The sequence below is a fragment of the Streptomyces sp. NPDC056628 genome (assembly GCF_042792555.1).
Classification (GTDB): domain Bacteria; phylum Actinomycetota; class Actinomycetes; order Streptomycetales; family Streptomycetaceae; genus Streptomyces.
Genome location: NZ_JBHTWG010000001.1, coordinates 350,989 through 372,542 on the forward strand (window position 1 = coordinate 350,989; position 21,554 = coordinate 372,542).

Here is a 21,554-nt window from a genome sequence, read left to right on the forward strand (position 1 = left end):
AGCTCAGCTCCCCGTCGGCCGGACGAACTGGGCCGCCGTGCGCAGCAGGATGCAGATGTCCTGCCACAGCGACCAGTCGTCGATGTAGGCGTTGTCGTAGCGGGCCCGGTCCTCGATCGAGGTGTCGCCGCGCAGCCCGTTGATCTGCGCCAGCCCGGTGATTCCGGTGCGCATCCGGTGCCGCGCCGGATAGCCGGGGTGGGCCTGGCTGAACCGGTCCACGAAGTACGGCCGTTCGGGCCGTGGGCCGACCAGGCTCATGTCCCCGCGGAAGACGTTCCACAGCTGGAGCAGCTCGTCCAGCGAGGTGTGGCGCAGGAAGTGGCAGAAGCGGCTCATGTCCTGCTGGTTCGCCACGCTCCAGCGGGTCGCCGCCTCGTGCTCGCTGGCGGGCCGGTGCGTGCGCAGCTTCAGCATCGTGAACGGCCGCCCGTCGCGCCCGATCCGCTCCTGGCGGAAGACGACGCCGGGACCGTCCATGACCCGCAGCGCCAGCGCGCACCCCAGCAGCACCGGGCCGGTCAGCACCAGCAGCGCGCCCGACAGCAGCACGTCCAGCAGCCGCTTGAGCCCCGCGCCGGGGCGCCGTCCGTCCTCCTGCCGCAGCGGCCTGCGGGGGAACCCGGCCAGATGCCCGGTCCGGCCGCCGAGGCCGTACGGCCCGCAGTCGGCGTCCAGCTCCCACAGCGCGCACCCGGACGCGGCCAGCCCCCGCAGCACCGCCGCCTGCTCCACCCGGGTCGCGGCCCCCACGACCAGCACCGCCCCCACACCCTCGCGGACCACCGCCCGGCGCGCCTCCAGGGCCGTCGTGAACACCGCCGGCCCCGTCTCGTCGGCCATGTCGCCGAGGGCGTCCGGGCCGTCGGCGACCAGCCCGACCGGCCGCACTCCGCAGTCCGGGCGGCGCAGCAGCGCGGCGGCCACCTGCCGGGCCATCTCGACCGGACCGACGACCAGCGCCGGACACGGCCGCCGCCGCAGCGCCCGGCACCGCAGCCCCTGCACCACCGACCGGCCCGCGCACGCCGCCGCACAGTGGACGGCGACCACGGTGACCAGTGCCGACGGCGACAGCGACCGCAGCGGCGACAGCGCCGCCACCACCGCCCAGCCGACGGCGATCCGGCCGCAGACGGCGGGCACGTCGTCCAGCGCCCCCCGGACCAGCGAGGTGTCGTACAGCCCGGCCCGCCGGCTCAGCGCGAGGACCCCGACCGCCAGCACGGCGAGGACCAGCGGATGCCGGTGCGCGGCGGGCAGCGCCAGGGCCCCGGCCAGGACCGCGCCGCCGTCGGCGAGCCACAGCGACAGCCGCGCGTCCGGCCGCCGGCGGCGCGGCCCGCGCCCGGCGGCCGGACCCCGTCCGCCGGAGAGCCCGCCGGGGGCCGGAACGGAGAGGGCGCCCTCAGGCGCCCGGTGCTGCCCCGCGGGCGAGGCGACGAAGCTTTCCGCGGTCATGTGGTGATGCACTTCCTGCCCTCATAAGGTCCGACGACCGGCACGGTGGGACCACCGAGCAGCTCGCGGTACACGTCGGTCACGGCGTCCGTGGCGCGCCGCAGATCGTGGGCGGCGAGCGTGTGCGCCCGGGCCAGCGCGCCGAACTTCGCGCGCAGCGGCTCGTCGAGCAGCAGCGCCGTGAGCGCCCGGGCCAGCGCGACCGGGTCGTCCGGCGGCACCAGGCAGGCCGCACGCGCCGCGGACGGCAGGCTCTCGCGGGCCCCGTCCACGTCCGTCACCACGACCGGCCGGCCGCACGCCATCGCCTCCAGCGGCGCCAGCGCCATGCCCTCCCAGCGCGACGGCAGCACCACGACGTCGGCGGCCCGGTACCAGGGCGCGGCGTCCGCCACGGCCCCCGCGAACCGCACCGAGGCCGGCGCGCCGCCGCGCAGCCGCTCCCCGTCCGGACCGTCACCGACCAGCACCAGCCGCGCCCCCGGTACGTGCCGCGCCACCTCCGGCCAGGCCCCGAGGAGCACGTCCTGCCCCTTCTGACGGCACAGCCGGCCCACGCACACCACCAGCGGCGCACCCTCCACGTCCGCACGCCCGCCCTCCGGCCGGAACCTGCCGGTGTCCACCCCGTTGGGGACCACCCGCCACTCGGCCCGGACGCCGTGCCGCCGCCCGGTGCGCCGCTCGGCCTCGCTCACGCACACCACCCGCCCCGCCCACCGCGCCCCCCACCGCTCCCAGCCCAGCGCCACCCGGTTCACGACGGGACCGGCGGCCTCGAACGACCAGGCGTGCGGCTGGAACACGGTCGGCAGGGCGCCGCGCACCGCCAGCCGGGCCGCGAGCCCCGCCTTCGCGCTGTGCGCGTGCACCAGGTCGGGCCGCACCTCACGCACCAGCCGCGCCAGCCGCGCCACCTCGCCGGGCAGCCGGGGCCCCGGAGCCCGGGTCGCGTCCCAGCGCCGTACGGCACAGCCCAGCGCGGTCAGCGCGTCCGTCAGGGTGCCGCCGGGCGGCGCGGCCACCGTCACCCGCCATCCGGCGGCGAGCTGAGCCGCCGCCAGGTCCGTCACGACCCGCGCCACACCACCCGCGACGGGCTGGGCGACATGCAGGATGTGCGGCACAACGCGCATGACCGAGGCTGCCCTTCCGCAGAAAAGAGTTCGAACCAGCAATACGATGTGTGGCGCGCGTCCCCGCCAGAAGATTCCGCACCCGTTCACCTGGCTCTGTGGGCCAAACGGCCTTCTGGACAGATGAGATGAACAGCACCAGCCACTTATCCATATTTATCGCCGATAGGGTCGGCGATCGTGGAGCGGAGCCGTTTCCCGAGTGGTTTCCCCCGGCGGACCACCCGTTTGGATCCGTGGCCGGGACGGTCTCCGGCGTCCACCCGATCAGCACCTCCCGTGCCCTGTTCGGGGTCGCCGAATTCGACAGCGGGGCCATCCGGGGAGACGGTGATCGCACGACCCGAAACTCGCCGGAGGGAAACTCCATTGCGTGCTCCGACCACCCGGCACATCGCCACCTCGGCCCTGTGCGCGGCTCTCCTCCTGGGTGCGGTGGCGCCGGCCATCGCCGCCCGCCCCGACGACACCCGCCCCGCCTCCGGGACGGCCGCCGCGGACCAGCGGGCGGTGCTCCGGGGGCAGACCGGCGCACTGGCCGGCCTCGGCACCGTCCTGACCCCCGTGACCCGGCTGCTGGACTCCGCGCTCGCCGCGGACGACGACCCGCTCACCGCGGCGGAGGCGAAGAAGCTCGCCGACGCGGCCCGGGAGGCTGTCGCCCAGGCCCGCGAGGAGGCGTTGGCCGAGGCGGAGAAGGAGCTGGCGGCCGCCCGCGAGGACGTCGAGGAAGCCCGTAAGGAGGCCGCGGAGGCGCGCGAGGAGGCCCTCGCCGAGGCCGGCGTGGACACCGAGGCCACCGCCTCGGACCTCACGCCGGGCGCCCTCGACGCCCTCGGCAAGGCCGTGGACGGCCTCCTGGCCGCCCTGCTGTCGGGCGGGACCGAGCAGGTGGACCCGGCCGCCGACGACGTGGTGAAGAAGCTCGTGAACGTCTCCGTCGCCACCCTGCTCGACCGCGGCCTGCCCGCCGCGCGCCTGCCCGGCCTGCCGCCCGCCCAGACCGGGACCGGTGCCTGAGGCGAAACAGCCGCCGATTCCACGGCCCGTCGTGCCGGCCCCCGCCGGCCCGACGGGTCTTTTCGTATGAGTTCCAGGAACTTGACGACCGCGGAGTTTCCGTCGACTTCCCGTGTCGTTAGCCCGGGAGAACCACGTATGGATTCACCTGGAAAGGCACATGATGAAGAACCTGAAGGCCGCTGCCGTGGTCGCCGGATCGCTCGCGATCGCCGGCGCCGCTGTTCCCGCCTCCGCCGTGAACATGCCCGGGAGCGGCCTCGCCGACAAGGGCACGGCGGTCGCCCGGAGCCTTCCCTCCGCCACGAAGAACGTGCAGCGCACGGCGGAAAAGGTGAAAGCCAACGTCCAGGACTCCGGCGTCGTGAAGACCCCGGTCTTCGGCCGCACCCTGCCCAACCCGGTCGACGGCCGGCTGCTCGGTGGCCTTCCGCTCAACAGGTGACGTCGCCGCGTCGTCCGGCGCGACGCGAAGGGCCGGCTCCGTACCCACGGAGCCGGCCCTTCGGCATGTGCGGGGAGTGCCCGGAGAACGCCGATGGCGGCCCACCGGAGAACCGGGGACCGCCATCGGACGACGCTGTGCTCAGAACGGACCGCTCAGAACAGCAGGCCGCCGACGTGCGCCGACTCGCGGCCCTGCTCGACCTTGCCGGTGTTGCAGCCGACGTACTTCGAGTTCGGGGCGATGACGACGCCGAGGACGGCACCGTTCGACCACGGGGCGATGCAACGACCGTCGATCAGCGTGCCGTTGACGACGGCAAGCCCCTGCTGCGGGCCGTTCACGACGACGGGGGAGGACGAGAAACCGCTACCGCCCTTGACGGTGGTGGCGTCGTTGTCCGCCGCGGCGGAGCCGCCGGTCGCGAGAACGATGCCCGCGGCGATGGCCGAAATGGCCGTGACCTTGTTACGCATGTACTGAGCCTTTCCGGGCTGCGTGGGGGGATACCTGCTGCGAATTGCTCGGAGCAGGAGTCAGAAAAGGAGGCCGCCCTTGTGGTAGGAGCCCCGGGCCTGCTCGACCTTGCCGGTGTTGCAGCCGACGTACTTCGAGTTCGGGGCGATGACGGCGGCCAGGACGGCACCGTTCGACCACGGGGCGATGCAACGGCCGTCGACGGCGGTGCCGTTGAGGACGATGACTCCCTGCTGCGGCTCGTTCACGACGACCGGGGAGGACGAGAAACCGCTACCGCCCTTGACGGTGGTGGTGTCGTTGTCGGCAGCGGCGGAGCCGGCGGTCGCGAGAACGATGCCCGCGGCGACCGCGGAAATGGCCGTAACCTTGTTGCGCATGTGCTGAGCCTTTCCTGGCTGCGATGTGGTTTTACCTGCTGCGACGCGATCGGAGCAGGAGTCAGAAGAGCAGGCCGCCGCCGTAGACGGCCTTGCGGCCCTGCTCGACCGTGCCGGTGTTGCAGCCGACGTAGTGCGAGTCGGGCGCGATGACCGCCGCGCCAACGGCACCGTTGGACCACGGCACGGCGCAGCGAAGGTCGACGAGGGTGCCGTTGGCGATCAGAACGCCCTGCTGCGGCGCGTTCACGACGACCGGCGACGAGGAGAAGCCGCTCCCGCCCTTGACGGTGGTGGTGGAGCTGGTGCTGGAGCCTCCGCCGCCGTAGGAGCCGCCGGCGGAGGCGATGCCGGCGCTGCCGACGACGGTGCTGAGGGCGAGGGCCGTGATGACCGCGAACTTCCTGGGCAACTCGGTTCCTTCCTGAATTCACGGTTGCGCACGCTTACGAAAAGGAAACCCGTATATGCAGGCATAAGTCACGGCGAGAACAATCAAACGCGCAGAGATTCCTTCGGATGGCTCAATGAGTGCGCGGGACCGCTCGGTCCGCTTTAAGCTCATTCTGGGGCGGTCCGTGTAATTACCGCCGAGCCCCGAATAGGGCTCCGTTCACGGCCCGGCGGGCGGCATGCGTCCGGCCCACCGGCAAGGGGAGGGCCGGTGGGCCGGAGAGTTGGTTCACGGGGCCGGTCGGCCGGCGGGCCCGTTGTCCACGGAGCTGGAATCGCGGGTCCGAATCCAGCGTCCGGGCCTGCCGCCGCGCTTCGGCCGCCGAGAACAGGATCAGAGTCTCAGAAATTCCGGAGCCGGCTCTGGCCGGCCCGCCGACGCCTGAGAAGGCCGGGCCGTCACTTCTTGGGGAGCAGGGTGCCGAGTCCGGCGGAGGTCGGCGCCTTCAGCGGGTGCACCTCGACCGAGCCGCTGCCCGCCGGGTTCTTCACCGGGATCGTGGGCCGCCGGGCGGCGCTCGGGTCCATGCCGTCCAGGTAGATGCCGGACACCGAACCGGACTTCCGGTCGAACGCGGTGCCGTTGGCGACCTTGCCCTCCTTGGCCAGCCGCGTCACGACGTCGGTGGCCGGCAGGACCGCCGGGGACACCTTGGTCGGGGACATCAGCCCGAGCGGACCCGTGGACGAGCCCGCACCCCCCGTGGCGGCCGACGCCGCGACGGCCGAACCGCCCACAAGACCCGCACCGATAGCCAACGCCGCAGTGGTGAAAACTGCCTTCTTCATGACTCACCTCGCATGAAAGTTCCTCTGATCCAACGGTGGGAGAACATAGCAGTCCCGATGCGGCAAAAATGCGGCCCGTTGCTCCATACGCATGAAAGTGGTCGGGGTGAGAATGCAATACGCGGGGGGCATTCGGAGGGATTGGCATCTGGTCCGCGAATCAATTCATCGTATGGTGCCCCTAGTTCTGGTACACCACGAGTATGATCGGAAAGCTGAATTTCAGTGCGCTCGCCACCATGATCACCGAGGGTGTCAAGTTCGCGGCACCCCGGAACCCCGACCGGACCCTCGTCTGGGCGGAGGAGTTCGACGCCCCCATCGACTGGGGCGCCCGATGGGTCGGTGACCGGACGAGCGCCTACCGCTACTGCGACCACAACCCGGACGACAACAAGCTCGACTGGCTCGACCCGCACTGCGTCACCGTCTCCGGCTCGGTGGCGACGTTCGCCGCCGCACCGTGCGGCCGCACCCTGGAGAACGGCCGGCCCGCCTGGCGCACCGGCCTGCTCACCACCGAGTACTCCGAGGAGGGCTTCCAGGTCAGGACCGGCGACCACATCGAGACCCGGGTCCTGCTGCCCTCCGCCAGGGGGGCCTGGCCGGCTCTGTGGACCTGGAAGGACGGCGCCAACGAGGTGGACTCCTTCGAGTACCACCCGGACAACCCGCATCTGCTGGAGCTGTCCAACCACGTCCGCGGCGCCACGAGTTACCACACCGACGGCGCCGCCATCGCCCCGGACACCTGGGTGACGATCGGCACGACCTACGGCGCACGGTGCGTCGAGTGGTACGTCAACGGCGAACGCGTCTACGCCGACGGCACCGGCGTCGGCCCCGACTGGTCGGCGTACCTGGTGCTCAATCTGTCGCTGTGCGCGGGGGAGCACCACCCGCCGCCCTGCGGCCCGGCGCCCCTCACCTTCGGCGTGGACTACGTGCGCGTCCACCGCTGACCCGTCGGCATCGCTCGATCGGGCGGCCTGCCCGCACCGGGTCGGCCGCCCGGGTGAGCGCGGGCCGGACCGCCGCCGTGCCGTCGATAGGGTCGCGCGATGGCCACCGACACGAGGGCGCGCGGCAGCCGCCCGTTCGCCCTGCTGCTCGTCCTGTGCGGAGCGGCCGGGCTGCTCGCCTCCTGGGTCATCACGCTCGACAAGTTCAAACTGCTGGAGGACCCCGACTTCACCCCGGGTTGCAGCCTCAACCCGGTGCTGTCCTGCGGCAGCGTGCTGGAGAGCGACCAGGCCGAGGCGTTCGGCTTTCCCAACCCCATGCTGGGCCTGGTGACCTACGGCATCGTCGTCTGCGTCGGCGCGAGCCTGCTCGCCGGCGCCGCGTTCCCGCGCTGGTACTGGCTGACGTTCGAGGCGGGCTGCCTCTTCGGCGTCGGGTTCGTCTCCTGGCTGCAGTTCGAGTCCCTGTACGAGATCAACGCGCTGTGCCTGTGGTGCTGCCTGGCGTGGATCGCCACCATCACCCTGTTCTGGTACGTCACGTCCTTCGTCGTCCGCGCCGGCCTGCTGCCCGCCCCCGCGCCGGTGCGGTCGTTTCTCGCCGACTTCACCTGGGTGCTGCCGGTCCTGCACATCGGGGTCGTCGGCATGCTCGTCCTCACCCGCTGGTGGGATTTCTGGACAAGCTGACTATTGGTGCACCCGGGGCGACACGGCCCTCCTCGGGCGCCGGAGGTGACCGCGCGGCGACCCGGACTGTTACTCGTACGAACAGCCGAACAGTACGAAGGGGTGAGCCATGGAGTTCAGCGCGGGCCAGGAACCGCCGAGGGCGCGGCGGACGGACACCTCCGCGACCGGTGAACCGGTGCCACACACCCGCAGGGACGCGGGCCGCTGGCTGCTCACCTCCGCCGTCGTCACGCTGGCCCCGCTCATCACCGCGTCCCGCCCGCACCCCACCGGCCCCGTGCCCGGCGCCGACGCCCCCTTCGACGAGACCTACCTGGGCCGCCGTATCCGCGGCGCCCCGGTCGACCTCGGCAGCCGCGCCGCCCAAGCCGTCGAATGGCAGGTCACCGTCGACGGCCGCCCCCTGCACCTGATGCGCCGGGCCGACGGCTCCTGGCTGAGCATGGTCGACCACTACGGCTGGTACCAGACACCGCTGGAGGCGACCCGCGCGGCCGTCGACGAGCTGGGCCCGCGCGGACAGCTGCGCGACCTCGCCCCCGGCCCCCTCCACGGCGGGCACCCGCACAGGGAGGCACAGCATGGCGTACGTGCGTAAGGACGTCAGCCGGCTGACCCGCACCGAGCGCCGGCGGTTCGTCGAGGCGCTCCTCGAGATCAAACGGCGCGGCGTGTACGACGAGTTCGTACGGCTGCACATCGCGCACTTCGTCGGCGACGGAGACCGGGGCCTGCGCGCCGCCCACATGGCGCCGTCCTTCCTCCCCTGGCACCGCAGGTTCCTGCTCGACCTGGAGAACGCCCTGCGCCGCGTCGACTCCTCGGTGACCGTGCCGTACTGGGACTGGACGCGCGACCGCGGCACCACCGGCGTGCCCTGGACCGACGACCTGCTGGGCGGGAACGGCCGGTCCGGCGACCGGCAGGTGATGAGCGGCCCGTTCGCCCACCGCGGCGGCCACTGGACGATCCGGGCGGGCGTCTCGGACGGCACGTTCCTCACCCGCGACCTGGGCCGCTCCCGCGGACCGATCGACCTGCCCACGAAAGGCGACCTCCAGCAGGCTCTGGACGACCCGGTCTACGACGTGGCCCCCTGGAACTCCACCTCCCCGCGGGGCTTCCGCAACAAGCTGGAGGGCTGGGGCCGCGGCCGGGACTCGTGGCGCAACCACAACCGTGTGCACCGCTGGGTCGGCGGTCACATGGTCGGCGGCGCGTCCGTCAACGACCCCGTCTTCTGGCTGGTCCACGCCTTCGTCGACCTGCAGTGGCAGCGCTGGCAGCAACGCCACCGCAAGCACCGCTACCTCCCCGCGCGCCCGCCCGGCCGGGACAACGACCAGTACCGGCGAATCGTCTCCCGGCACGAGAGACTGCCGCCCTGGGACGTGACCCCGGACGAGCTGGAGGACGTCTCCGGGATCTACCGGTACGCGTAGCGCCCGCTCCCGAGTGGAAAACTCGCTCGGCGCGGCCCTGCCGGGCGCACTAGCCTCCCCGCATGGCCACCGAACCCGACACCGCGGAACGACTCGTCCGGCTGTTCGCCGAGGAGAGCCGCGCCCGCGCCTTCGCCGCCGTGGCGCTGGGCGCGGGAAGCCCCGAACAGGTCGCGCGGACCGCCGGTCTGTCTTCGAGGGAGACGGCCGCGGCTCTGCGGCGCCTGCGGGAGCAGGGCGCGGTCACCACGGGCGACGACGGAGACCTGCGCGTGGCCTACGAGGTGTTCAGCGCGCGAGCACGCGCGGACGCCCGGCGCGAACCCGGCACGGACGAGCGGGGGACGGGACAGACCGACATGGTCCTGCGCACCTTCGTCCGTGACGGCCGGCTCGTACGCCTGCCCGCGCGCTGGACCCGCAAGAAGCTGGTCCTGCGCCACATCACCGAGCAGACGTTCGAGCCGGGGGTGGAGTACCCCGAGCGCACGGTCGACGCGAAGCTGCGCGCCTGGTGCGAGGACAGCGACGAGATCGACCACGTGACCCTGCGCCGCTACCTGGTGGATCTGCACCACCTGCACCGGAGCGAGGGCGTCTACCGGCGCCCCGCCGCACCCCCGCACGACGAGGCCGCGGGCGCCTGACCCCTTCCCAGCCCGGCCTCAGGGGAGCCGCCGTACCGGAGACCCGTCCAGGTAGGCCCGGATGTCCTCCACGGCCTGCCCGTAGTACGTCGCGTAGTTGGCCTGCGAGACATACCCCAGGTGCGGGGTGGCGAGCAGCCGGGGCGCCGTGCGCACCGGATGGCCGGCGGGCAGCGGCTCGACGTCGAAGACGTCCACGCCGGCACCCGCGATACGGCCCTCGTGCAGGGCGGCGAGCAGGGCGTCCTGGTCGACGATCGCCGAGCGGGAGGTGTTGACCAGGTACGCCGTCGGCTTCATCAGGGCGAGTTCGGGCGCGCCGAGCAGCCCCCGGGTACGGTCGCTCAGCGCGAGGTGGACGGACACGAAGTCGCTGTCGGCCAGCAACTCCTCCTTGGACGCGGCCAGATGGACGCCCACCTCGTCGGCGTACTCCTTGGTGAGGTTCTGGCTCCAGGCGGTCACCCGCATCCCGAAGGCCAGACCGACCCGGGCCACCCGGCTGCCGATCTTGCCGAGGCCCAGCAGCCCGAGGTGGCGGCCGTGCAGATCGGCGCCGACGGTGCTCTGCCACGGCCCGCCGGACCGCAGCGCCCCGCTCTCCTCGACGATCCCGCGCGCGAGGCCCAGCAGCAGCGCCCAGGTCAGCTCGACCGGCGGGGTCGAGGAACTGGCCGTACCGCAGACCGTGACGCCGTGCGCCTCGGCGGCGGCGTAGTCGATGACCGAGTTGCGCATACCGGACGCGACCAGCAGCTTCAGCCGGGGGAGCCGGGCGAGGAGGGAGGCGGGGAAGGGGACCCGCTCGCGCAGGGTGACCACGATGTCGAAGTCGGCCAGCGCCGCCGCCAGGCCGTCCTCGTCCGGGAAATGCGTGGTGAACGGCACGACCTCGACGTCGTCCGCGACCGGCGACCAGTCGGCGATGCCGGTGGCCACGTCCTGGAAGTCGTCGAGCAGGGCACAGCGCAGACGCACGGGATCACTCCTCCGTCGGTTCCGATGGGGGGACTCTACGGAAGGGGGGCGCTGGGACCGGCGTCTATACGGTGATCTTCAGGGAGGCCCCCCATGCCACCACGCGGACTCGTCGCCGGGGGAAGCGGGTTCGGAGGAGGCGGCTTCGGCTGAGGCGGCTTCGGGGGAGGCCACGTCGCATCGGCCTCGAGGGATGGTGGGGGTGCTGCGCCTGCGGTGTGGCTGCTCCTACGGGACCGCGCGGAATGGACGGGCGTCCCGCCGGGGGGTGAGGATCGTACGGGCCGACCTGACCGACCCGGCGACCCTGCGCGATGTCCGCGACGGCGTCGACGTCGTGCTGCACCGCGCCTCGCACGTCGGCTCCGGCAGACGGCTGACACGTGCCTTGAACGATCACGGCACCCGCGCACTCGTGCGCTCGTGCACTCGTCGAGGAGGCGGTGCGTGCCGGGCCGCCACCGGTCGTGTGCGTCGACGCTCTCCGCCCATCGGCCGGAGGGCCATTGCGGTCCAGGGCGCTTTCGTCCGGCACGGTGGGACGTTGATCTGAGCATGTCGCTGCCTGACGCCCGGTGGGCGCGGATCGAGCCGTTGCTTCCGGGCCGGACGCCGAAGAGGGGGGCGTTGGCGGGATCACCGTGAGGTGATCGACGCGATCGCCATCAAGTTCCGGACGGGGACGCAGTGGGTCCACCTGCCGGAGATCCGGCAACCGGCGAGGCGTCTTCGACCGACTGCGGATGTGGGCCGTCGACGGCAGGGCCCGGGATCAGGCTCACCCGAGGGAGTGAAGATCGGGAACTCGTCGACTCAGAGGGCCGTCGTGGATCGGGTGGACCGCGCCCGGAGTGCAGGACGGCCGCGCGTCACTAGGCCCGGGGGATCGCCCGCCCGGGCCTGATGACGCCTTCCCAGCCCGGTGCGAGCAGCCCGAAGTGACTGAACGGAGTCCCGCTGCGGTTGCCGCTCCTGCCCCCACCGCGTTACCTGGAACAGGGCGGAGCGAGGCTCACGGAGCGCGAGGAGCGGTGATGATCACGCAAGACCAGGTCGATCGAATTCTCCGGCTGAACGGGAACGGACTTCCGTTGGTCTCGCTCTACATCCCCGCGGAACCGGACAGGACGGGCCGCCGCGCGTTCCTGACCCGGGCGGCGAGCCTGCTGGACCGCATCCGGCCCCTCGCGGAGGATCGCTCACTTGAGCACGCCGCGCGGCTCTCGCTCCGCGACGACATCGCGAAGATCGAGAAATCGCTCGAGGAGGAGCCCCACAGGGCGGGCGCGGTCGCGGTCTTCTCCTGCAGCGGCAACGGCATCTACGAGCAGGTGTGGCTGCCGCGAAGCACCCGCGACCGCATCGTGGTGGACGCCGATCCGTACGTCCGCCCGATGCTGGGCGTGCTCGACGAGTACTACCGCACCTGCGCGGTCATCGTGGACAAGGGGACCGGCCAGGTCTGGGAGCACTACATCGACGAGGCCCGGGAACTGGAGGCGATCCGCGACCGTACGCTGCGCAAGCCCAACTACGCCGCGGAAGCGGGGCTCGCCGAGTACCGGGTCCGCAACAAGGCCGACGAGCTCAGCAAACGGCACTACCGGCGGCTCGTCGGCGAGCTGAAGCAGCTGTTCGGGACCGGGCGCTTCGACCTGCTCGTCGTCGGCGGCCACGCTTATGAGGTACCGGCCTTCATCGAATTTCTCCCGCGCGAACTGCGGGAGAGGCTCATCGGCAGCTTCACCATCGACCGCGAGACCGCCACGCCCGCGGACATCAAGCAGAAGGTGCAGGAGCTCGTCTCCGACCACGCACACCAGGAGCAGCGACAGCTCGTCGGCGAGATCCTCGAGGCCAAGGCGGCCCGGCGGCCCGCCGCCGTCGGGCTCGACGAGACGCTGTGGGCGGCCTCGCTGGCCGCGATCCGGACGCTGGCGGTGGACGAGCAGGCGGCTGCCCCAGGCGTCCTCTGCGACCGGGACGGGCTGCTTGCGCGCTCGGGAAAGACCTGCCCGCTCTGCGGGGAGCCGCTGCGCGAGGTCCCCGACATCATCGACGAACTGACCGAGACCGTCATCGACGACGGCGGCGAGGTCCGGCACATCGAGCCGGAGACGGAACTTCGCGCGCACCAGGCCGGGGCGCTGCTGCGCTTCGAACTTCCCCCGCAGTAGGCCGGCGCAGATAGTTCGCCGGATCCTTTGACCGCGTCGCAAATCGGAGCAATGATTGTAAACAGGACCGGTCAACCACGGCAGGGCTCCCTCGCGGAGCACCTGTCGGGCACCGGCCAGGTCCCCGGCGAGTTCTGAGAGACGAGTAGTAGGTTGATCGGAAAATTCCGGGGACCGTCTGTGTACACGATGCCCTCGGGCCCGGATCGACGACCCGGGCCCACTCTCGTGGCCGTACCTTCTCGGCGGTGCGCGGGCATGGCGTTACCCCGGTCGACGTCAGGCGCAGCACAGCGCCACCCCTTGAGAACCGCGACAAGGCTGTGGCTCCCCGTGGTCCACGAGCACGTCCTCGGCCCGGCCCGAGCGACGTCACGAACACCGCCTACCGGGAGATCCTGAGCAAGGCGCTGTACGGCATCGACCGGAGGTGCACCAAGAGCGGGCACGACGAGCTGCGGCCCGCCCTCGACGCAACCCCTCCGTTCTCCCCCTGAAACAGAAGATCGCCCGGCTTGAATCCCTCGGCTCCGATGTGCTGCCGCAAGATGCGAGTCAGAGCGGTACGCCCCGGCACCGCGCTCCACGGCGACCCGCCGAAACCTGGTGACAGCCGGACAGCCCCGGAGTCTCCCCATGATCGGCAGGGGAGTGCCTGGGGCTTCGTCGTGTCGGGTCGCACCCGCCCTGAGCAGCAAAAACGCCCTCCCGAGGGAGGGCGGAGACTGGGCGCCCCCGGCAGGACTCGAACCTGCGGCCAAGCGCTTCGAAGGCGCTCTGTGGCTGCGCCCCGCTCTCCTCTTGACCTGTGGCTCTTCCGCAGCTGAGCAGGCCGCCGATAGAACTTCGACACGGATTCGACACGCGGTGTCCTGACGGATCTGTACGGTGCGAACGACACACACAAGTGACGAACTGTTGGGGCGGGCATGACGGAGTATCTGTCTGAGGTTGATCCGCGGTGGGCTAAGCACTCCGGCGAAGAGGGTCACTACGGCGCCCCGGAATGGGGTCCCGAGGACTTGCAGCGCGCCGTAGTGTTCTTGGCTGAACTCGCGCCGCAGGCTAGGCAGGTGCTCGAGTATCTGGCGCGCAACCCTGGCCGGAGGATCCACTGCACGGAACTGGTGGACAAGGCCCTGGGCGGGCCGAACGAGAGTGATCCGGCACGGCGCGTGGCAGGGGTGTTGTCAGGGATGAGCAAGGGACACAGCAACAGTGAGCGGCGGCTTCCGTTCTACTGGTGGGAGGCACCCGAGGGGAGTGCGGGCGCGACGTACGCAGTCCGCCCCTCGGTGGCAGCCGTTTTCCTGGTCGCTCAGCTCGGCGATGCGTGATCTGCACAGCCACAACTGATCATCGCCGGCCGTGACCTGCGGCCGCCCTATCGATCAACCTCCTGGCCTGCTGTCGAGCTGTCAGCAGTTGTCGACGTTGGTCACCGTTGAGCGCCCTTCCACGGCCCGAGGACGGCCCAGGGAGGGCGCTCGTCCGTCAAGGCCACAGATGAGCAGACGCCGTCAGTTGCGTAGGGATGCATACAGTCTGTTCCTTGTCCGTGCTGGAGCGGCGCTCCGTGAGTCAACATTGCCCATGAAGCTGCCCGCACAGACGCTAGTGACGTCTCCCAGCGTTTCGACGAGTTGAAGGCTGCAAGTGGACAGCTGGAAGAGGCAGCAACCTTGGTGACGTTGGAAGGGCCGGAGATCATAGCGGACCATGCCATGAATGCCTACTTCCGTATCGATGCTCGGAGGAACATGTTGCGCGCAGCGCATAGCGGCCCTCCCGAGTTCCGAGATACGGCATGGAACAGGGCTTGGCAGGCGAGCGAAAACGATACTCACGAGACTCCGATGTGGCAGCTGTGTCAGCCTGCGGACATGCCAGAGCTGCGCGTTCATGCAGGCCGCCACTACGCCATCCAGTTCCACTACGCCTTGCCGGACGGCGCCTGGTGTGTGGAGCTGAGCGAGGCCGTCCCGGCGCCGGCTTCGTGGGCTGACATTCCCGATGCAGAGACTCACCTGCCAGGAACTGCGTTCGTGGTGGCGGTGATACCTGACGAGGACCCGAGTCTGGAGCCGACCGTCCACATCCACAGCCACGACGAGCACGTCATCCCCTACGCGATCATGAGGTGGTTCATGGATCAGGTGGCCGAGCATGTTGAACGCTGCCGCCTCGCGTACGAGCAGGGAGCACCTGAAGCAGTGGAATGATCGCGCAGCGACTGGTGTGATCATGGCGTCGGAGCCTTTCTGGATAGCCCCGTTCAGCGGGATGAGCCCAGGGCAGTTCGGCAAGCTGATCACCGCGTTACGACGCGAGGGCGTATACCCCGTCCGCAAGGGACGGCCATGGAGCCTTCCGCTGGAGGACCGGGTCCTGCTGGTCGCCGCGTACTGGCGGAGGAACCTGACATTGCGGCAGATCGCCCCGCTCTTCGGCATCTCAAAGTCGGCAGCGGATCGCATCATCGACCACCTCGGGCCCGCCGGCGTCCCCGTGGTGACAGGCGGCCGCACGCCTTCTTCGCCACGCTGTACTACTGCGGTCCACGTCCCGAAGAGGCCGTAGCCATGCGCGTACGGGACGTGAGCCTGCCCGGTGTCGAGGCTGCCGATCAGTGGTGCGAATTGGTGATCCACACGGCGACTCCGGAAGTCGGGAAGCAGTGGACTGACACAGGAGAGATCCACGAGGAGCGCGACCTGAAGGGCCGAGCCGAAGGGGACACGCGCACGGTGCCGGGTCATCCCGCCCTCACTCGCCTCCTGCGACAGCACATCGAGGACGAAGGACTCAAGCCGGGTGATCTTTTGTTCCAGGGGGAGAACGGCGGCATCCTCGCGGGTTCCGTGATTCGCCGGGCCTGGCGGAGTGCTCGCAAGGCCGTACTGCCTCCCCACCTCTTCGAGTCGCCGACCGGTAAGCGGGTGTACGACAACCGGCACACTCGCCTGACCAAGTGGCTGAGCGACGGGGTCCCGCGCGCTCAGGTGGCCGAGTGGGCCGGGAACGGTGTGCCTGTGCTGCTCGCCACCTACGCACGGTGCGTCGAAGGGCAGCTGCCGGACCTGAAGAGGCGGCTCGAAGCCGCAGGGGATCTGTCCGATCTGCCCGGCGCCGAGTGAGTCGCCCGCCGGCGTAAGACTTCGACACGTATTCGACACGGCGACCCGCCGAAACCCGGTGACAGCCGGACAGCCCCGGAGCCTCCCCATGATCGGCAGGGGAGTGCCCGGGGCTTCGTCGTGTGTGGCTGAACCTGCCGTGAACAGCAAAAACGCCCTCCCGAGGGAGGGCGGAGACTGGGCGCCCCCGGCAGGACTCGAACCTGCGGCCAAGCGCTTAGAAGGCGCCTGCTCTATCCACTGAGCTACGGGGGCCGGTTGTGGTGGCCTCGTTCGTGGTGCCCGGGTCTGGGCCGTTCCGTGACGTTGCCGGGGACAAGGATAGGGCTCCCGCGTCCGTGTCCCTCTCGCTTCGCCTCCGTGGCTCGATGTGGAGGTTCAGTGAAGCGGTCCTGATAATCGCAGGCAGGTACGAATCGTGCACTGCTTTTGGCCTCTCGCGCACCGGGTGTTGTGCACTCGTTATGCCTGGACTATGCCTCTGTCCCGGTCATCCCTTCCGTCCCTTGTGTCTTATCGGCACGCAGACATGCTCATATGCTTCAGAAATCCCCTAAAATTGGGCATTCTTCGCATGTGGTGACCTTGGACGTACGGCCTCAGCTGCTCGACGCACTTTCCGCCCTGCGCGACCGTGTCGCGGCCGCACGCTTCCCGCTGCCCCTGGCAGGGGCGCCACGCGCGCGTGCCAACCGTGACGAACTGCTCGCCCAGCTCGACGACTATCTGGTGCCCCGCCTCAAACAGCCCGAAGCGCCACTTCTGGCCGTGGTGGGCGGGTCCACCGGCGCCGGCAAGTCGACGCTCGTCAACTCCCTCGTGGGCCGGCGCGTGACCGAAGCGGGGGTGTTGCGACCGACGACACGCACCCCGGTGCTGGTCTGCCATCCGGAGGACCATCACTGGTTCAGCGGGATGCGTGTTCTGCCCGACCTCACGCGCGTGTGGGCCCCCGAACAGGATCCAGCCGAGGAGCTGATGCTGCCCGGTGAGGAGACCGAGCGCGTCCTGCGGATCGAGACCGCGGACACGCTCCCGGCGGGACTCGCCCTCCTCGACGCGCCCGACATCGATTCCCTGATCGCGGACAACCGCGCCCTGGCCGCCGAGCTCATCTGCGCGGCCGATATCTGGATCATGGTCACGACGGCCGCCCGGTACGCCGACGCCGTGCCCTGGCACCTGCTGCGCACCGCCAAGGAGTACGACGCCACCCTCGTGACCGTCCTGGACCGGGTCCCCCACCAGGTCGTCTCCGAGGTGTCCCGGCAGTACGGCGCGCTGCTCACCAAGGCCGGACTCGGCGAGGTGCCCCGCTTCACCGTCCCCGAACTGCCCGAATCGGCGTGGGGCGGCGGACTGCTTCCGGCCACCGCCGTGGCACCGCTGCGCACCTGGCTCACCCATCAGGCCCAGGACCCATCGGCCAGGACCCATGCCATGGCCCGTACCGCCAACGGCCTGCTCGACTCCCTCAAGGCCCGCATGCCCGAGCTGGCCGGTGCCGCCGCCGCCCAGTACGCCGCCGCGCTCCGGCTGACCGGCGCGGTCGACGCCGCCTATGACAGCGAGTACGCACGCTTGCGCGGCCGGCTCCAGGCCGGTGCCGTGCTCGCCGGTGACGCCCTGAAGCGATGGCGGGCCTTCCCCCTGGACTGCACGGCGGGGGAACTGCTCGACTCGCTGGTCGACAGCCTCAGCACCCTGCTGCTGTGCGCCGTCACCGCCGCCGACGAGCGCGTCGACGACGCCTGGCGGCGCGAACCGGCGGCGGCCGCACCCGAGCTGACGGCCCGGGACCCCCGGCCCGAGAGCGTGGAGCACCGCATCGGTGTGGCGGTACGGCGGTGGCGCCGGGAGCTGGAGGAGTACGCCGAGGACGAGGTGACCGAGCTCGACCGCAGCGTCGCCCCGGACCCCGAGGTCGTCACCGCGCTCGTCGCCACGGCGCTGCTCGGCGGGCGCCGGGCACGGTCCGCCGGGGAGGGGCTCGCGGAGCGGATCGGGGCCCACGGGGCGCTGCGGCTGCGCGACCGCGCCGGACGGCTGCTCAACGAGCACCTGGACCGGGTCATGCTCAGCGAACGTGAGCGCCGGCTCGCCCCCCTCGACGCCCTGGAGGTCCATCCCGACCCCCAGGCCGAACTCATCGCCGCGTTGTCCGTACTGCAGAAGGAGAGGTGACCGGTGACTGCCGTCACTGACCAGGACCACACGGAACACGCCGATCAGCAGGAGGACGGCGGCCGCGGCGTCCCCGGAGAGGGCGCCCCGCGCGGTGGCTCCCCGGCGGACGGCATCCCGGCCGGAGGCGCTCGTGCGATGGAAGGGCCCGGCTCGCACGAGGCCGTCGCCCAGGAGACGGAGCGGCGCAAGCTCTGGAGGAAGCCCGTGAAGGGGGAGGCCCCGGCGGGTGGCGACTCCGCGGACGACGGCCACACGCGTGGGGCGGCCGAAAGAGACCCCGCGCGCGGGGCCGCCGCCGAGGCACAGGACCGTACGGCCGCCGACACGCCGGTGCCCGACGACGCCCCGGACCACCCCGTCGGCGTACCCGAGCCCGGAGGCCGGCAGGAGGCCGGGACGCCGTCCGCGCGGGGCGGCGGTGCGCAGGATGCCGGGGGATCGGGGGAGGGCGGAGGATCGGGGGAGGGCGGCGGCTCGTCCCGTCGTAGCGCCACCGGTAGCGGTTCGTCCTCGGCGTCCGGAGCTGCCGACGGTTCCACCGCGGGCACCGCCTCCGGATCGTCCTCCGGCGGTACGGAGTCCTCGACGCCCTGGGACGACGGGCTGATCGCGCGGCGCGTGAACGAGACCACCGCCGGGGAGCAGACGGCGATCGTGGAGCCCCGCGCGTCCGCGCCGCACGCCGTGACGCCGCTCGCCTACGACGGGCCGCTGCGCTCCCGGCTCGACGCGCTGCGCGAACTCGTGGGCCTCTCGCGTACGCGGCTCGACAACCGGACGCTCTCCGAGGCCGGGCGGGTCCTCGACGAGGCGGCCGCCCGGCGCAGACTGTCCGGGCAGCACACGGTCGTCGCCCTCGCGGGTGCCACCGGCAGCGGCAAGTCCCAGTTGTTCAACGCGCTCGCCGGCGTGACGATCTCCGAGACCGGCGTACGGCGGCCGACCACCGCCTCACCGCTCGCGTGCAGTTGGAGCGACGGCGCGGCGGGACTCATCGACCGCCTCGGCATCCCGCCCCGGCTGCGCCGCCGGCCCGCGCAGAACGCGGCGGCCGACGGCCAGCTGCGCGGACTCGTCCTGGTCGACCTGCCGGACCACGACTCCGCGGCCGTCCAGCACCGCGAGCAGGTGGACCGGGTGCTCGGGCTCGTGGACGCGGTCATCTGGGTGGTCGACCCCGAGAAGTACGCGGACGCGGTCCTGCACGAGCGCTATCTGCGGCCCATGGCCGGGCACGCCGAGATCATGTTCGTCGTCCTCAATCAGATCGACCGGCTGCCCGGCGAGGCCACCGACCAGGTCCTCGACGATCTGCGGCGGCTCCTCGACGAGGACGGCATCGCGCTGGGCGAGCACGGCGAGCCGGGTGCCGTCGTCCTGGCACTGTCCGCGCTGACCGGGGAAGGCGTCGGCGACCTGCGGGAGGCGCTCGGGCAGTTCGTGGCGGAACGCGGGGCCGCGGCGCGCCGGATCGCCGCCGACGTGGACGCCGCCGGGTGGCGGCTGCGGCCGGTGTACGCGGCGAGCAGGCGGACGGGCCTCAGCGAGGAGGCGCGGGACGAGTTCTCCGCCCGGCTCGCGGACGCCATCGGCGCCACCGCGGCGGGGGAGGCCGCCGAGCGGTCCTGGCTGCGCAACGCCAACCGCGCCTGCGGGACGCCCTGGCTGCGGCTGTGGCGGTGGTACCAGGACCGGGGCGAGTCGACGACCGGACGGCTGTCCCCGCGGGTGCAGGCGGACGAGGAGGCCACGGCACGCCAGCGGGTCGAGCAGGCGGTGCGGACGGTCACGGAGCAGGCGTCGGCCGGGCTTCCCACGCCGTGGGCGCAGGCGGTGCGCGAGGCGGCCGTACGCGGTGCCCAGGGGCTGCCCGAGGCGCTGGACGATCTGGCGGCGCGGGCCGGACTGCCGCCCGGGCGGCCGCCGCGGCCGGGCTGGTGGCCGGCGGCCGTGCTGGTGCAGGCGTCGATGACGATCCTCCAGGTCGTCGGCGGGCTCTGGCTGGCGGCGCAGATCATCAGCGTCATGGCGCCCAACCTGGGCGTGCCGGTGCTGCTGATGCTGGCCGGCATCATCGGCGGGCCGCTCGTCGAGTGGGGCTGCCGGATGGCGGCCCGAGGGCCCGCGCGACGCTACGGCCAGGAGGCGGAACGGCGGCTGCGGGAGGCGGCGGCCGGGTGCGGGCGGGCCCGGGTGCTGGACCCGGTGGCGGCGGAGCTGCTGCGGTACCGGGAGGTCCGGGAGCAGTACGGGAGGGTGATGGGGGTGGGGTCGCCGGCGAGGTGACGAGGTCGGACGGACCGATGGTGGCGCGGGGGTGAGGGGGTCACCCACCCGAGTGCCGGAGATTTCCACAGGTCCGGCCGTGGTCCACAGGGCTCAGCGGGCTCGGCCCGACGGAGGCAGTCTGGCTCCGCGGCGATCGCGACGGACGTGATCGGCCGCGGCGCCGGCGGCGCACCCCGGACGTACCGGGGGCGAGGCCGGCAGGCCGGACGCAGCCGTACGGGACGGGCCCGTACGCGTTTCGGCCCGGCGTACGGCGGCCGGGCCGGGGAGGGGTTCGAGATGAACGAGACGATCATCTGCGCGGTGGGCAACGTGGCGACGCAGCCGGTGTACCGGGAGCTTCCGACGGGGCCGTCGGCGCGGTTCAGGCTGGCGGTGACCTCGCGGTACCTGGATCGCGCGAAGAACGAGTGGACCGACGGGCACACCAACTTCTTCACGGTCTGGGCGAATCGGCAGCTCGCCACGAACGCGGCCGCGTCGCTGAACGTGGGGGATCCCGTCGTGGTGCAGGGTCGGCTGAAGGTGCGGTCGGACGTGCGCGAGGGGCAGAGCTGGATGTCGGCGGACCTCGAGGCGACGGCGATCGGACACGATCTCGCGCGTGGCACCTCGGCGTTCCGGCGTGCGTCCAGGCCGGAGCCGGGCGCCGCCGCCGCGACCGCGCAGCCCGAACCGGACTGGGAGACACCGCCGTCCGCTGGATCGGAGAGTCAACAGGCGGAAGAGGCCGTGGTGGTGACGTGAGGTCAGTCACAGGATAGAGCTGACCGGACTGCGGCTTATCGGCGAATGCGTCCCGAACGACCCCGGTGGATTTGTCGATAAGCCCTGCTCGCAAAGGATCTTGGCGATAACGATTACGAGTCGGATCGGCCGTC

At 71.6% G+C, this 21,554-nt stretch carries 21 protein-coding genes, 2 tRNA genes and 1 pseudogene; 15 read left to right on the top strand and 9 right to left on the bottom strand.

Annotation, left to right across the window (positions count from 1 at the left end):
* Nucleotides 1-3: 3 nt before the first annotated feature.
* Together ACFRAC_RS01555 and ACFRAC_RS01560 are read right to left on the bottom strand one after the other, a co-directional pair.
* The gene (locus ACFRAC_RS01555; protein ID WP_382919418.1) at nt 4-1,461 is read right to left on the bottom strand and encodes an exopolysaccharide biosynthesis polyprenyl glycosylphosphotransferase; all 1,458 of its coding nucleotides are present in this window, start codon (nt 1,459-1,461) and stop codon (nt 4-6) included.
* The gene (locus ACFRAC_RS01560; protein ID WP_382919420.1) at nt 1,458-2,597 is read right to left on the bottom strand and encodes a glycosyltransferase; all 1,140 of its coding nucleotides are present in this window, start codon (nt 2,595-2,597) and stop codon (nt 1,458-1,460) included. Before ACFRAC_RS01560 ends, ACFRAC_RS01555 begins: the two co-directional genes overlap by 4 nt.
* A 369-nt stretch (nt 2,598-2,966) precedes the next feature.
* On the opposite strand from ACFRAC_RS01560, the gene ACFRAC_RS01565 reads away from it, so the two are divergent.
* On the top strand, nt 2,967-3,617 hold the full coding sequence (locus ACFRAC_RS01565; protein WP_382919421.1) for a hypothetical protein: 651 nt from the start codon (nt 2,967-2,969) through the stop codon (nt 3,615-3,617).
* 163 nt (nt 3,618-3,780) lie between these two features.
* Entirely contained in the window at nt 3,781-4,062 is a 282-nt protein-coding gene (locus ACFRAC_RS01570; protein ID WP_382919908.1) for a hypothetical protein, read from the top strand.
* A 155-nt stretch (nt 4,063-4,217) separates the two neighbouring features.
* Here the strand turns inward: ACFRAC_RS01570 and ACFRAC_RS01575 are convergent, their stop codons facing one another.
* The 4 genes from ACFRAC_RS01575 to ACFRAC_RS01590 all read right to left on the bottom strand — a co-directional run bounded on the left by ACFRAC_RS01575 (nt 4,218) and on the right by ACFRAC_RS01590 (nt 6,038).
* On the bottom strand, nt 4,218-4,538 hold the full coding sequence (locus tag ACFRAC_RS01575) for a hypothetical protein (RefSeq protein WP_382919423.1): 321 nt from the start codon (nt 4,536-4,538) through the stop codon (nt 4,218-4,220).
* Between the two features lie 60 nt (nt 4,539-4,598).
* Entirely contained in the window at nt 4,599-4,919 is a 321-nt protein-coding gene (locus ACFRAC_RS01580; protein ID WP_382919425.1) for a hypothetical protein, read from the bottom strand.
* Nucleotides 4,920-4,980: 61 nt separating this feature from the next.
* Nucleotides 4,981-5,331: a hypothetical protein gene (locus tag ACFRAC_RS01585; protein ID WP_382919426.1), complete on the bottom strand. Its 351-nt coding sequence runs from the start codon at nt 5,329-5,331 to the stop codon at nt 4,981-4,983.
* Between the two features lie 440 nt (nt 5,332-5,771).
* Entirely contained in the window at nt 5,772-6,038 is a 267-nt protein-coding gene (locus tag ACFRAC_RS01590; protein WP_382919428.1) for a hypothetical protein, read from the bottom strand.
* A 326-nt stretch (nt 6,039-6,364) separates the two neighbouring features.
* Between ACFRAC_RS01590 and ACFRAC_RS01595 the strand changes: the two genes are divergently transcribed.
* The 5 genes from ACFRAC_RS01595 (at nt 6,365) to ACFRAC_RS01615 (ending at nt 9,905) form a co-directional block, all read left to right on the top strand.
* Nucleotides 6,365-7,123 (top strand): beta-glucanase, encoded by a 759-nt coding sequence (locus ACFRAC_RS01595; RefSeq protein ID WP_382919429.1) that lies wholly within the window; start codon nt 6,365-6,367, stop codon nt 7,121-7,123.
* A 99-nt stretch (nt 7,124-7,222) separates the two neighbouring features.
* Nucleotides 7,223-7,813, top strand: a complete 591-nt coding sequence (locus ACFRAC_RS01600; RefSeq protein WP_382919430.1) for a vitamin K epoxide reductase family protein — start codon at nt 7,223-7,225, stop codon at nt 7,811-7,813.
* A gap of 109 nt (nt 7,814-7,922) precedes the next feature.
* Nucleotides 7,923-8,414 carry a tyrosinase family oxidase copper chaperone gene (locus ACFRAC_RS01605; RefSeq protein ID WP_382919431.1) on the top strand — a complete coding sequence of 164 codons (492 nt, stop codon included), beginning with the start codon at nt 7,923-7,925 and terminating at the stop codon, nt 8,412-8,414.
* Nucleotides 8,398-9,258 carry a tyrosinase family protein gene (locus tag ACFRAC_RS01610; protein ID WP_382919432.1) on the top strand — a complete coding sequence of 287 codons (861 nt, stop codon included), beginning with the start codon at nt 8,398-8,400 and terminating at the stop codon, nt 9,256-9,258. Before ACFRAC_RS01605 ends, ACFRAC_RS01610 begins: the two co-directional genes overlap by 17 nt.
* A gap of 62 nt (nt 9,259-9,320) precedes the next feature.
* Entirely contained in the window at nt 9,321-9,905 is a 585-nt protein-coding gene (locus tag ACFRAC_RS01615) for a DUF2087 domain-containing protein (protein ID WP_382919433.1), read from the top strand.
* Nucleotides 9,906-9,923: 18 nt separating this feature from the next.
* Here the strand turns inward: ACFRAC_RS01615 and ACFRAC_RS01620 are convergent, their stop codons facing one another.
* Complete coding sequence (locus ACFRAC_RS01620) at nt 9,924-10,883, bottom strand: D-2-hydroxyacid dehydrogenase family protein (protein WP_382919435.1); 960 nt, start codon at nt 10,881-10,883, stop codon at nt 9,924-9,926.
* Nucleotides 10,884-11,917: 1,034 nt separating this feature from the next.
* Between ACFRAC_RS01620 and ACFRAC_RS01625 the strand changes: the two genes are divergently transcribed.
* Entirely contained in the window at nt 11,918-13,060 is a 1,143-nt protein-coding gene (locus tag ACFRAC_RS01625; protein ID WP_382919436.1) for a hypothetical protein, read from the top strand.
* 730 nt (nt 13,061-13,790) lie between these two features.
* On the opposite strand, the gene ACFRAC_RS01630 is transcribed toward ACFRAC_RS01625, so the two are convergent.
* Nucleotides 13,791-13,893: transfer RNA gene (locus ACFRAC_RS01630), tRNA-Arg, on the bottom strand.
* Between the two features lie 96 nt (nt 13,894-13,989).
* Here ACFRAC_RS01630 and ACFRAC_RS01635 point away from each other — a divergent pair.
* From ACFRAC_RS01635 to ACFRAC_RS01650, 4 genes and pseudogenes are all read left to right on the top strand, one after another.
* Entirely contained in the window at nt 13,990-14,397 is a 408-nt protein-coding gene (locus tag ACFRAC_RS01635; RefSeq protein WP_382919437.1) for a DUF6416 domain-containing protein, read from the top strand.
* A 546-nt stretch (nt 14,398-14,943) separates the two neighbouring features.
* Nucleotides 14,944-15,282, top strand: coding sequence for a hypothetical protein (locus ACFRAC_RS01640; RefSeq protein ID WP_382919438.1), 339 nt, complete (start codon nt 14,944-14,946; stop codon nt 15,280-15,282).
* Nucleotides 15,283-15,304: 22 nt separating this feature from the next.
* A pseudogene (locus ACFRAC_RS01645) lies at nt 15,305-15,556 on the top strand (transposase family protein); the annotation flags it as partial.
* Nucleotides 15,557-15,642: 86 nt separating this feature from the next.
* Nucleotides 15,643-16,197, top strand: coding sequence for a hypothetical protein (locus tag ACFRAC_RS01650; protein WP_382919440.1), 555 nt, complete (start codon nt 15,643-15,645; stop codon nt 16,195-16,197).
* A gap of 182 nt (nt 16,198-16,379) precedes the next feature.
* Here ACFRAC_RS01650 and ACFRAC_RS01655 read toward each other — a convergent pair.
* Nucleotides 16,380-16,452, bottom strand: a tRNA-Arg gene (locus ACFRAC_RS01655).
* Between the two features lie 321 nt (nt 16,453-16,773).
* Here ACFRAC_RS01655 and ACFRAC_RS01660 point away from each other — a divergent pair.
* The 3 genes from ACFRAC_RS01660 (at nt 16,774) to ACFRAC_RS01670 (ending at nt 21,420) form a co-directional block, all read left to right on the top strand.
* Nucleotides 16,774-18,381 (top strand): dynamin family protein, encoded by a 1,608-nt coding sequence (locus ACFRAC_RS01660; protein ID WP_382919441.1) that lies wholly within the window; start codon nt 16,774-16,776, stop codon nt 18,379-18,381.
* A 3-nt stretch (nt 18,382-18,384) separates the two neighbouring features.
* On the top strand, nt 18,385-20,670 hold the full coding sequence (locus ACFRAC_RS01665) for a GTPase (RefSeq protein ID WP_382919443.1): 2,286 nt from the start codon (nt 18,385-18,387) through the stop codon (nt 20,668-20,670).
* Nucleotides 20,671-20,952: 282 nt separating this feature from the next.
* Complete coding sequence (locus ACFRAC_RS01670) at nt 20,953-21,420, top strand: single-stranded DNA-binding protein (protein WP_382919444.1); 468 nt, start codon at nt 20,953-20,955, stop codon at nt 21,418-21,420.
* The last annotated feature ends 134 nt before the right edge of the window (nt 21,421-21,554 follow it).